Genomic DNA, 12,412 nt, shown 5'->3' on the forward strand with positions numbered 1-12,412 from the left:
CAAATAATTTCGGAACTTGAGGACCCATATACCTATCGCATCAACGCATGAAATATTCGGTTCTCAGCATTCTGGGACTGGTCCTTGCGTGTCAGTTTCAAGCTCCTGCACAGGTTGTTAAGGTCACGAAGCCCGCAGGCAGCAAAGCAGCCACGCACAAGAAATCCGAATCGACTCCGGCCCCTGAAGCGGCACCGTCTATTCTTGTAGTACCCTCGTGGCTGCCTCCTACCAACCCGGTGCAGCCGGCCGCCACTATCCTCCACGACCTGCTCGATACCAAGCTTGACGTCCGTTTCGACTGGGCCAAACAATGGTTGCTGGGTACGGCTACGCTTACCGTAAAGCCCCATTTCTACCCCCAAACCCAGCTCGTGCTGGATGCCAAAGGCTTCGACATAAAAAGCGTGAAGCTGGTGAATGGCGGGAAAGAGAAGAACCTGACCTACACCTACGACAAGAAGAAGCTCACCATTACGCTGGACCGGACGTACGCGCGCACCGAGCCCTGCCAGGTGCGGATTCAGTACGTGGCCAAGCCCAACGAGCTGGAAGTGGGCGGCAGCGCCGCCATCACCCAGGACAAGGGCCTGTACTTCATCAATCCTCTGGGCACCGACAAAACCAAGCCCCGTCAGCTCTGGACCCAGGGCGAGACGGAAGGCAACTCCTGCTGGTTTCCGACCATCGACCGGCCCAACCAGCGCATGACGCAGGAAATCAGCCTTACGGTGGATTCGGAGCTGAAAACCCTTTCCAACGGCCTGCTGACCTCCTCGCGCAAAAACAGCGACGGTACTCGCACCGACACCTGGAAGCAGAGCCTGGCGCACGCGCCCTATCTCACCATGGTGGCCGTGGGCGACTTTGCCGTTATCAGCGACACCTGGCGGGGCAAGCCGGTAGACTACTACGTCGATCCGAAGTTCAGCAACACGGCCCGGGCCGTGTTCGGCAACACGCCTCAGATGCTGGATTACTTCTCCAAAAAGCTGGGAGTCGACTTCCCGTGGGAGAAATACACCCAGGTGGCCGTGCACGATTTCGTGTCGGGCGCGATGGAAAACACCACGGCCGTCACGTTCGAGCAAAGCTTGGTGCAGTTTGCGCCCCGTGAGCTGGCCGATGTCGGCTACGATGCCGAGTCTACGGTAGCGCACGAGCTATTTCACCACTGGTTCGGCGACTACGTAACCACCGAGTCGTGGGCCAACCTGCCACTCAACGAGTCCTTCGCCGACTATTCGGAACTGCTTTGGGCCGAGCACAAGTATGGCGCCGATGCAGCCGGCTTGGTGCAGCAGGAAAAGCTAAACCGCTACCTCGAAGAAGCCCAGAGCAAGCGCGAGCCGCTGATCCGCTACCGCTACGCCAAGCAGGAGGACATGTTCGACCGGCATTCCTACGACAAGGGTGGCCGCGTTCTGCATATGCTGCGCAATTACGTTGGCGACGACGCCTTCTTCGCGTCGTTGAACCGCTACCTCACCCAGAACAAGTTTTCCACCTCCGAAATAGCCAAGTTGCGCATCGCCTTCGAGGAAACGACCGGCGAAGACCTGATGTGGTTCTTCGACCAGTGGTTTATGCAGCGTGGCCATCCCGAGCTGAAAGTGACGCACAGCTTTGCCAATGGGCAAGTGAGCATGCGCGTGCAGCAGCTGCAGGACTCCACCTTCACGCCCATCTACCGGCTGCCCGTCACGGTTACGGTGTGGGCCAACAACCAGCCCACTGACCACCGCATCACCGTCACCAAAGCCGACCAGACCTTCCGGCTGCCTTCCTCCCAACGCCCCGGCCTAGTAAAATTCGACAGCCAAGCGCAACTGTTGGCTGAAATTGAAGAGGAGCGCACCCAAGACGAGCTGATGTACCAGTACACGCACGCTAAAAACTACCTGCAGCGCTACGAGGCCGTAACGCAGCTGAAGGCTAAGAGCGCCGAACTTTCGGTAAGCACGCTATTGCGCAACGTCCTCAACGACCCTTTCTGGGCCGTGCGTCAGGCCGCCGTGCAGGCCCTGCGCCGCTACAAAGGCCCCGAAGGCAATGCCGTGCGCCAGGATCTGCAGCAGGTAGCCATGAAAGACAAAAGCAGCCAAGTCCGCGCTACTGCCCTTAATGCGCTAGCCTCTTTCTCCAACGAAAACTACTCCAGCGCCTTCCTGACGGCCCTCAACGACAGTTCGTACAAAGTAGTCAGTGCCGGCATCCAGGCCCTGGCCAAGACGCCAACTGCCGACTCGCAGGAGAAGGTGGCAGCCATGCAGGAAAGCCAGAATGCAGAAGTCCTGACGTCCATCGCTACGTATTATTCGCTCAACGGCAGCAGTACCGAGCAGTACCAGTGGTTCATGCGGCGCCTGCCCGACGTCAGCGACGCCGACCTCTACCGCAGCTACCTGCCCGACTTTGCCACCTTCATGCTCCGCATGCCTCCCATCGAGCGGGATAAGGGCATTCAGCGCCTCGAAAGCCTCGCCCGCACTGCGCCCAGCACCTTTGTGCGGTTAGGCGCCTACCGGGGGCTGAGCATTCTGGCCTCCAGTATGCCCACCCTCAAGGCCACACTGCAGGACATCCGGAGCAAAGAGAAAGACGAGCAGGTGAAGGCCTACTACGCCATGATGCAGTAGCCACCGAAAAAAACGTGAAAATTTCTTCAGCTAGCGTGGCTGCCTGTTTCACAAAAGCAATCAGCAGGTTAGAGCCGGATTTGTCCGGATTTTCAGCGGCGGGCAGAAAAAATATTAAACGATTTTTGGGGCAGCGCTTGACTTGCATCAGAAAGCCCCTAATTTTGCAACTCAATTCGACACAGTAGCCAGCCAAGGCAGAAAGGTTGAAGCGAAAATTTCTTCGTAAACGACGATGAAATAACAATCGGGGGGGTTCCAGAGCGGCCAAATGGGACAGACTGTAACTCTGTTAGCGTAAGCTTTCGAAGGTTCGAATCCTTCTCCCCCCACGATTGCTGAATAGAGAAACCCGGAAGACAACAAGCGTATCGGCCGCTTACGGGTTTCTTTATTTACACTACGCGGGAGTAGCTCAGCTGGTAGAGCGGCAGCCTTCCAAGCTGCAGGTCGCGGGTTCGAACCTCGTCTCCCGCTCAACATTCGCAGAGCTGCGGAAAACAGATACAGCCGCAACGGCGATTGTACTTCTCCCGTCGTATCTTTGTTTCGAATTACAGTATCAGCCGTTTTAGCTCAGTGGTAGAGCACTTCCTTGGTAAGGAAGAGGTCATGGGTTCAAATCCCATAAATGGCTCACATTATACCGGCGGTGCAGCGCGGCTGCTCTGTTTGGGCCAGTCTGAAAAGAAAAGCGACGTGCAGTCCCCACTAAGCGGAGCTGCGTTTCGCTTTCTTTCAGTATAAGCAAGTCGCGTTTTCCTCCTCACAACACAGTTCTTTAATCTCACTTACAATGGCCAAAGAAAATTTTGATCGTTCCAAGCCGCACGTGAACATCGGTACGATCGGGCACGTCGACCACGGCAAAACCACCCTGACCGCTGCTATCACCATGGTACTGGCGAACAAAGGTTTGGCCGCCAAGCGTGACTTCTCGTCGATCGACAACGCTCCCGAAGAAAAAGAGCGTGGTATCACGATCAACACCTCGCACGTAGAATACGCTACCGAAAACCGTCACTATGCTCACGTTGACTGCCCCGGTCACGCTGACTATGTGAAGAACATGGTAACGGGTGCTGCCCAGATGGACGGTGCTATCCTCGTGGTAGCTGCTACCGACGGCCCAATGCCTCAGACGCGTGAGCACATCCTGCTCGCTCGCCAGGTAGGTGTTCCTCAGTTGGTAGTGTTCATGAACAAAGTAGACATGGTGGATGACCCCGAGCTCCTCGAGCTGGTGGAAATGGAAATCCGCGAGCTGCTTTCGTTCTACGACTTCGACGGCGACAACATCCCAGTTATTCAGGGCTCGGCTCTGGGTGGCCTGAACGGCGACGCTACTTGGGTTCCCAAGATCGAAGAGCTGATGGCTGCTGTAGATAGCTACATTCCAATCCCAGCTCGTCTGACCGACCTGCCCTTCCTGATGCCAGTAGAGGACGTATTCTCTATCACGGGTCGTGGTACGGTAGCAACCGGCCGTATCGAGCGTGGTATCATCAACTCGGGTGAGCAAGTTGAAATCCTCGGTATGGGTGCTGAGAACCTCAAGTCGACCGTAACGGGCGTTGAGATGTTCCGCAAAATCCTTGACCGTGGTGAAGCTGGCGACAACGTAGGTCTGCTGCTCCGCGGTATTGAGAAAGAAGCCATCCGTCGTGGCATGGTTATCTGCAAGCCAGGCTCAGTTAAGCCTCACACCAAGTTCAAAGCTGAGGTGTACGTGCTGTCGAAAGAAGAAGGTGGCCGTCACACGCCGTTCTTCAACAACTACCGTCCTCAGTTCTATTTCCGCACCACCGACGTAACCGGCATCATCACGCTGGGCGAAGGCGTGGAAATGGTAATGCCCGGCGACAACGTAACTATCTCGGTTGAGCTCATCAACTCGGTAGCTATGGAAAAAGGCCTGCGTTTCGCTATCCGTGAGGGTGGTCGTACGGTAGGTGCCGGTCAGGTAACCGAAATCACCGAGTAGTTTTCCTTAGATTTTAGGAAATCAATGCAATCCGCCTCTGATTTTTTCAGAGGCGGATTTGTTTTGTAAAGAGAGTTCCATACATTTGCAGTCCCAATCCAGTAGCAAGCTGGTGACGGACGTATACACGGGCGTAGTTCAAGGGTAGAATAGAGGTCTCCAAAACCTTTGATGGGAGTTCGAATCTCTCCGCCCGTGCATTGGATACAGGTTGCTAGGTCCGCAGCCTGCGAGTAATCAGAAGCCACTAACCAGGCGACGAGCAATGGACAAGAAACCGAATTACTTCCGCGACACCGTCGAGGAGATGCGCTACAAGGTAACGTGGCCTTCCTTCGAGGAACTCCAGAAGAGCGCTGGCCTGGTGCTCATCGGTTCGCTGGTATTCGCTGCTGTTGTTGGGTTGATGGACGTGGCTTTCAAAACTGGTCTGGAAGCGTTTTACAACTCATTCCGTTAATCGGCAGCGAAGATGGGAGAGTTGAAATGGTATGTGGTCCGCTCGGTGAGCGGACAGGAGAAAAAGGCCAAGACCTATCTCGAAACGGAAATCGGCCGGCACGGTCTTTCTGATCTGGTACCCCAGGTACTGATTCCGGCCGAGAAGGTGTACGAGATGCGCAACGGCAAGAAGCGCGTACGGGAACGGAATTTGTATCCCGGATACATCATCATCCACGCCGATCTGTCGCACGGTGAAGTTGACCACATCATCACCAGCACGCCTGGTGTATTGGGTTTCCTGAGCGACAAAGAGGGCAAGGCTGCCAACCAGAACACCAAGCCAATTCCGCTGCGTCTGTCGGAGGTAAACAATATCCTCGGCATTGTAGACGAAGCAGAAGAGCAGACGGCCACGCTCGAAACGCCATTCGTGGTAAACGAGCTGGTGAAAATCGTCGACGGTGGTTTCGCCGGCATGCTGGGTACTGTTTCGGAAGTATTCGAAGAGCGTAAGAAGCTCAACGTAATTGTGAAAATATTTGGCCGTAGCACGCCCATGGAGCTGAGCTACACGCAGGTCGAAAAAGAGTCATAGTAGATAGAGCGAACTTGAGCTAGGGACAGTTGGATGCCACGCTTCTGACTGTCTCTAGCTCAAGTTTCACCTACTGTCAAGCAAACGTCATCGGTTATCCGCTCCGGACCGGTGGTGCTTCCACTTCGGAGCAATCAAAAAACTGAGGGCAATGCGTGTTACGATGCAGCGCCCGAAGCCTTACAAACCAAATGGCCAAGGAAATTAGAGGTTATCTGAAGCTTCAGATAAAGGGAGGCGCCGCAAACCCTGCGCCGCCGGTTGGACCTGCACTTGGTAGCAAAGGCCTTAACATCATGGAATTCTGCAAGCAGTTCAATGCTCGCACCCAGGATAAGGCCGGCCAAGTTTGTCCTGTACTCATCACCATGTACACCGACAAGTCGTTTGACTTCGTTGTGAAGACCCCTCCGGTGCCGGTTCTCCTGATGGAGGCTGCCAAGCTCCAGAGCGGTTCGAAAGAGCCTAACCGTAACAAGGTAGGTTCCGTGTCGTGGGACCAGGTGCGCACCATCGCTGAAACGAAGATGCCAGACCTGAATGCTTTCAAAGTGGAGTCGGCAATGCTGCAGGTAGCCGGTACGGCTCGCAGCATGGGCATCACTGTGTCGGGCACTTCTCCTTTCGCTGAATAATCTAACGACGGAGTAGACATGGCACAAGTAAGCAAAAAGCGCAAGGAAGCCCTTGCTAAGCATGACCTGACCGAAGTTCGGAATCTGGTAGAAGCGGCCAAAGTGGTAAAGGACATCACCTATACCAAATTTGACGCCTCGGTAGATATCGACGTTCGTCTGGGCGTGGATCCCCGCAAAGCCGACCAAATGGTACGTGGCGTAGCTACGCTGCCCCACGGTACCGGCAAAACCGTTCGTGTTCTGGCCCTCGTTACGCCCGACAAAGAAGCCGAAGCTACTGCAGCTGGTGCTGACTACGTTGGTCTGGACGACTATATCGCCAAGATCGAAAAAGGCTGGACTGACATCGACGTTATCATCACCATGCCGGCCGTAATGGCTAAAGTGGGTCGTCTGGGCCGCGTGCTCGGTCCCCGTGGTCTGATGCCTAACCCGAAGTCGGGTACGGTAACGACGGACGTAGCCAAAGCGGTGCAGGAAGTGAAAGCTGGTAAAATCGACTTCAAAGTTGACAAAACCGGTATCATCCACTGCTCGGTTGGTAAAGTGTCGTTCGATGACCAGAAGCTGGCTGAAAACGCCATCGAAGTAATTCAGACCCTGATTCGTCTGAAGCCTTCGTCGGCCAAAGGCACGTACATCAAGAGCATCACGCTCTCGAGCACGATGTCGCCTGCTGTTCCGGTTGACACGTCGGTAACTTCCGCATAATTTAAATCAACACGACGATATGATCCGGGAAGAAAAACAAGCCCTCGTCGACGAGTTGAGCGAGAAGTTCCAATCGCACAACGCGTTCTACATTGCCGATGCTTCGGGAATGTCGGTGGCGAAAATCAACGAATTCCGTCGCCTGTGCTTCAACCGCGGCCTGGAGTTCAAAGTCTACAAGAACACGTTCATCCGCAAGGCACTCGACACCCTCGGTGGCGACACTTCGGAGATGGACGCGGCACTGGTTGGCCAGTCGGGCATCCTGTTCTCGAAAGAGTCGGGTAACGCTCCTGCCAAACTGCTGCAAGACTTCTACAAGGCGCAGAACTACGGTAAGAACGTAGAGCCTAAGCCCGCCTTCAAAGGTGCCTACATTGATGCTGGTGTGTACGTTGGCGCTAGCCAGTTGAGCACGCTGAGCACGCTGAAAGGCAAAAACGAGCTTATCGGTGACGTTATCGGTCTGCTCCAGTCGCCTGCCAAGAATGTTATTTCTGCTCTGTCGAGCGGCGGCAACAAACTGGCTGGCATCCTCAAAACGCTTTCCGAAAAAGAAGAGGTTGCAGGCTAACCGCTGCTCATCTTTTTCAACTTCAATTTCCTCCAACAACCCCCTTTTTAACAATCTACAGAAATGGCAGATTTGAAAGCATTCGCCGAGCAGCTCGTTAGCCTGACGGTAAAAGAAGTAAACGAACTGGCTACCATCCTGAAGGACGAGTACGGCATCGAGCCCGCTGCTGCTGCTCCCGTAATGATGGCCGGTGGTGGCGCTGCCGCTGCTGACGCTCCTGAGGAGAAAACCACGTTCGACGTGATCCTGAAAGCTGCCGGTGGCCAGAAACTGGCTGTTGTGAAGCTGGTGAAAGACCTGACCGGTCTGGGCCTGAAAGAAGCCAAAGAACTGGTTGACGGTGCTCCTAAGCCCCTGAAAGAAGGTGTTGCTAAGGATGAAGCTGAGTCGCTGAAGAAGCAACTGGAAGAAGCCGGCGCTGAAGTAGAAGTTAAGTAATTTCTGCTGCCTGCTCTTAAAACCAGCAAATATGGAGAGGCCTGGCAACTAAGCCAGGTCTTTTCCTGTTTGTAGGCAACAAACTAGCCGGAAGTTCGTTTGCACGCCGCTTTGCGGCTTTTCGTGCCTACGGACGCCACAAGCGCAAGGTTCTGCTTTGCGCTTTCGTGCGCCCGCAACTTTTGAAATTTTTCAAGGCCACTGCCCTGTGGTGGCCCTGTACCGGATTCTCCCAGTGTCCATTTCCTAACCCCACATACATTGGCTACACCGAAAGCACAGTCAGGTCTGCAAAAGCTGCAAGCTGCTGACGAGCGGATCAACTTCGCCAAGATTAAAAAGGTTATTGAGTATCCGGATTTCCTGGACGTGCAGGTTCGCTCGTTCATGGATTTCTTCCAGTTGGAAACGGCTGCCGAGAACCGTACCGATGAGGGCCTGTTCAAAGTATTCGCCGAGAACTTTCCGATTTCGGACTCGCGCGAAAACTTCGTGCTGACCTTCCTCGATTACCACGTTGACCCGCCCAAGTACTCGGTTGACGAGTGCATCGACCGCGGCCTCACGTACTCGGTTCCACTGAAAGCCAAGTTGCGCCTGGTCTGCAATGACTCGGACAACGAGGATTTCGAAACGATTGAGCAGGAAGTGTTCCTCGGGAACATTCCTTACATGACCGAAAAGGGCTCGTTCGTTATCAACGGCGCCGAGCGCGTTATCGTATCGCAGCTGCACCGCTCGCCGGGCGTATTCTTCGCCCAGAGCAAGCACACGAACGGTACCAAGCTGTACTCGGCCCGGATCATCCCGTTCAAAGGCTCGTGGATTGAGTTTGCCACGGACGTGAACAACGTGATGTACGCCTACATCGACCGGAAGAAGAAATTCCCGGTTACCACGCTGCTGCGCGCCATCGGTTACGGCACCGACAAAGACATCCTCGACCTGTTCGGGCTGTCGGAGGAAGTGAAGGCCGATAAAAAGAACCTCAAGAAAGCCGTCGGCCGCAAGCTGGCCGCCCGGGTGCTGCGCACTTGGACGGAAGACTTCGTGGACGAGGACACCGGCGAAGTGGTTTCCATCGACCGGAACGAGGTACTGCTGGAGCGCGACTCTACCATCGAGGAAGAGGACATCGACACGATCCTGAACGCCGGGGCCAAGTCGGTGATTCTGCACCGCGAGAACGTAAACATTGCCGACTACGCAATCATTTACAACACGCTACAGAAGGACAACTCCAACTCGGAGAAAGAAGCCGTGGAGCAAATCTATCGTCAGCTCCGGAACACGGAGGCTCCCGACGAAGAGACGGCCCGCGACATCATCCAAAAGCTATTCTTCTCGGATAAGCGCTACGACCTCGGGGACGTAGGCCGCTACCGTATCAATAAGAAACTGGGTATTGACACCGGTTGGGACGCCCGCGTACTGACCAATGAGGACATCGTCCTCATCGTGAAATACCTGATCGGTCTGATCAACTCGAAGGCCATTGTCGATGACATTGACCACTTGAGCAACCGCCGCGTGCGCACCGTGGGCGAGCAGCTCTACGCCCAGTTCGGCGTGGGCCTGGCCCGGATGGCGCGTACCATCAAGGAGCGCATGAACGTGCGTGACAACGAAGACTTCAAGCCGGTTGACCTGATCAACGCCCGGACGCTGTCTTCGGTTATCAACTCGTTCTTCGGCACCAACCAGTTGTCGCAATTCATGGACCAGACCAACCCGCTGGCCGAGGTGACGCATAAGCGTCGCGTATCGGCACTGGGGCCGGGAGGTCTGTCGCGCGAGCGGGCTGGTTTCGAAGTACGTGACGTTCACTACACGCACTATGGCCGCCTCTGCACCATCGAAACGCCGGAAGGCCCGAACATCGGTCTGATTTCGTCGCTTTGCGTGCATGCCCGGGTTAACTCGATGGGCTTCATCGAGACGCCTTACCGCACGGTAGAGAACGGCAAGGTGGATACCACCGAGCACGTGAAGTACCTGACCGCTGAGGAAGAAGACACCCACCACATCGCGCAGGCCAACGCCCGGATTGACGACGAAGGCAACTTCATCAACGATTTGGTAAAAGGCCGTTTCGAGGGTGACTTCCCCGTGGTTGGTCCGGACGAGTACAGCTACATGGACGTAGCCCCGAACCAGATTGTATCGGTGGCTGCTTCGCTGATTCCGTTCCTGGAGCACGACGATGCTAACCGGGCACTGATGGGCTCGAACATGCAGCGCCAGGCAGTTCCGCTGCTGAAAGCCGAGGCTCCGATTGTGGGCACCGGTCTGGAAGGCCGCGTAGCTACCGACTCGCGCACGCTGGTAGTAGCGGAAGGCAACGGCGTAATCGACTACGTGGACGCTAACCGTATCGTCGTGAAATACGACCTGACGGAAGACGATATCCTCGTAAGCTTCGACGCTGAGAAGATTTCCTACGACCTGATCAAATTCCGTCGTACCAACCAGGATACCTGCATCAACCTGACGCCGCTCGTGAAGAACGGCGAGCGGGTGGTGAAAGGCCAGGTGCTGTGCGAAGGCTACGGCACCAACAAAGGTGAACTGGCCCTGGGCCGGAACATGCAGGTGGCGTTCATGCCGTGGCAGGGCTACAACTTCGAGGATGCCATTGTCATCTCGGAGAAAGTAGTGCGCGACGACATCTTCACCTCGATTCACATCGAGGAGTTTGAGTTGGAAGTGCGCGAAACCAAGCGTGGCGAAGAAGAGCTGACCTCGGAAATTCCGAACGTGAGCGAGGAAGCCGTGCGCAACCTCGACGACAACGGTATCATCCGTCTGGGCGCTGAGGTGCGGGAAGGCGACATCCTGATCGGTAAGATTACGCCGAAAGGCGAAACCGACCCGACTCCGGAAGAGAAGCTGCTCCGCGCCATCTTCGGCGACAAAGCCGGCGACGTGAAGGATGCCTCCCTTAAGGCGCCACCGTCCCTGCAAGGGGTAGTTATCGGTACTAAGCTGTTCTCGCGTCCGAAGAAAGACAAAAACCTGCGGGCCAAGTCGAAGAAGGAAGTGGAAGAGCTGAAAGACTCGTACGCCAAGGAGCTCCGCGGCATCAAGTCTATTATGATTGAGAAGCTGATTCAGCTCCTGGAAGGCAAAACCTCCCAGGGTATCAAGCATAAGTTCGGCGACGAAATCCTGACCAAGGGCGTGAAATTCGGGAAGAAGAACATCACGGAAGCACTGTTCCCCGAGAAGAACCCCTACAAGGACGAGAGCAACTACGCCGTGCCCGAGGAGGTGAACATGTTCAAAGACCTCGTGCTGGAAGGCTGGACTGCCGATGCCCGTGTGAACACCATGGTAGCGCAGCTGGTGAAAAACTACGCCAAGAAGCGCAACACCATCACGGCCCGCTTCAAGCGTGACCGGTTTACGCTGGAGGTTGGCGACGAGCTGCCCGCCGGTATCGTACAGCTGGCCAAAGTGTACATCGCCAAGAAGCGCAAGCTGAAGGTGGGTGATAAGATGGCTGGTCGCCACGGTAACAAAGGGGTAGTAGCCCGCATCGTGCGCGATGAGGACATGCCTTTCCTGCCCGATGGCACCCCGATGGACATCGTGCTCAACCCGCTGGGTGTACCGAGCCGGATGAACATCGGTCAGATTTACGAGACGGTACTGGGTTGGGCCGGCCTGAAGCTGGGCCGCACCTACGCTACCCCGATTTTCGACGGTGCTACCGAAGCGGAAGTATCAGCCGAGCTGACGGAAGCCGGGCTGCCGACCTTCGGCCGCGCGTACCTGCACGACGGCCTCACCGGCCAGCGTTTCGACCAGCCGGTAACGGTGGGTGTTATCTACATGCTGAAACTGGGTCACTTGGTAGATGACAAGATGCACGCCCGTTCTATCGGACCGTACTCGCTCATCACGCAGCAGCCGCTGGGTGGTAAGGCTCAGTTCGGTGGTCAGCGCTTCGGTGAAATGGAAGTGTGGGCACTGGAGGCCTTTGGTGCTTCCAACGTGCTGCAGGAAATCCTCACCGTGAAGTCGGATGACGTGGTAGGCCGCGCCAAAGCGTACGAAGCCATTGTAAAAGGCGACGTTCTGCCCAAGCCGAATATCCCCGAGTCGTTCAACGTACTCATCCATGAGCTACGTGGTCTGGCCCTGGAAATCACGCTTGACTAAGGTTTGAAAGAGGTGGCTGCTGATGCGCAAGTATCGGCAGCCACTTTTCAAGTCTTGTATATATAGAGTACCCGCGGTTCGGGCAACCGATAACAGCCGCTGCCGGCGTCGTTCCGAGATATGGTCAGAACGGCATCAACCTCCGGCGGCAACTGGCCGCATCCTGATTCAGCTTGCTGAGTCGCCCGATTACCAGACCTGGCGAAGAACTACTGCGCGGCG

9 protein-coding genes and 4 tRNA genes are annotated in these 12,412 nt (G+C 55.6%); all 13 read left to right on the top strand.

All coding sequences use genetic code 11. From position 1 onward, the window contains the following. Window positions 1–47 precede the first annotated feature (47 nt). Complete coding sequence (locus N008_RS11055) at window positions 48–2,639, top strand: M1 family metallopeptidase (protein WP_044015997.1); 2,592 nt, start codon at window positions 48–50, stop codon at window positions 2,637–2,639. 249 nt (window positions 2,640–2,888) lie between these two features. Then, window positions 2,889–2,971 (top strand) — tRNA-Tyr (locus N008_RS11060). A gap of 72 nt (window positions 2,972–3,043) precedes the next feature. Then, a tRNA-Gly gene (locus N008_RS11065) sits at window positions 3,044–3,116 on the top strand. Window positions 3,117–3,204: 88 nt separating this feature from the next. Then, window positions 3,205–3,276, top strand: a tRNA-Thr gene (locus N008_RS11070). Window positions 3,277–3,435: 159 nt separating this feature from the next. Further along, a complete protein-coding gene (tuf, locus tag N008_RS11075) occupies window positions 3,436–4,623 on the top strand; it encodes an elongation factor Tu (RefSeq protein ID WP_044015999.1) in 1,188 nt (395 codons plus the stop codon). A gap of 127 nt (window positions 4,624–4,750) precedes the next feature. Continuing rightward, window positions 4,751–4,821: transfer RNA gene (locus N008_RS11080), tRNA-Trp, on the top strand. Window positions 4,822–4,888: 67 nt separating this feature from the next. Continuing rightward, window positions 4,889–5,083 (top strand): preprotein translocase subunit SecE, encoded by a 195-nt coding sequence (secE, locus tag N008_RS11085; RefSeq protein ID WP_044016001.1) that lies wholly within the window; start codon window positions 4,889–4,891, stop codon window positions 5,081–5,083. A 12-nt stretch (window positions 5,084–5,095) separates the two neighbouring features. After that, on the top strand, window positions 5,096–5,662 hold the full coding sequence (gene nusG, locus N008_RS11090) for a transcription termination/antitermination protein NusG (protein WP_044016002.1): 567 nt from the start codon (window positions 5,096–5,098) through the stop codon (window positions 5,660–5,662). 191 nt (window positions 5,663–5,853) lie between these two features. After that, the gene (rplK, locus tag N008_RS11095; protein WP_022822113.1) at window positions 5,854–6,297 is read left to right on the top strand and encodes a 50S ribosomal protein L11; all 444 of its coding nucleotides are present in this window, start codon (window positions 5,854–5,856) and stop codon (window positions 6,295–6,297) included. Between the two features lie 18 nt (window positions 6,298–6,315). After that, a complete protein-coding gene (gene rplA / locus N008_RS11100) occupies window positions 6,316–7,011 on the top strand; it encodes a 50S ribosomal protein L1 (protein ID WP_044016005.1) in 696 nt (231 codons plus the stop codon). A gap of 19 nt (window positions 7,012–7,030) precedes the next feature. Further along, window positions 7,031–7,585: a 50S ribosomal protein L10 gene (gene rplJ / locus N008_RS11105; protein ID WP_044016007.1), complete on the top strand. Its 555-nt coding sequence runs from the start codon at window positions 7,031–7,033 to the stop codon at window positions 7,583–7,585. Window positions 7,586–7,648: 63 nt separating this feature from the next. Next, entirely contained in the window at window positions 7,649–8,026 is a 378-nt protein-coding gene (gene rplL, locus N008_RS11110) for a 50S ribosomal protein L7/L12 (protein WP_044016009.1), read from the top strand. Between the two features lie 288 nt (window positions 8,027–8,314). Further along, window positions 8,315–12,190, top strand: a complete 3,876-nt coding sequence (gene rpoB, locus N008_RS11115) for a DNA-directed RNA polymerase subunit beta (protein ID WP_197062995.1) — start codon at window positions 8,315–8,317, stop codon at window positions 12,188–12,190. Window positions 12,191–12,412: the final 222 nt, after the last annotated feature.

Origin of the sequence: Hymenobacter sp. APR13 (assembly GCF_000737515.1) — a bacterium.
GTDB lineage: Bacteria > Bacteroidota > Bacteroidia > Cytophagales > Hymenobacteraceae > Hymenobacter.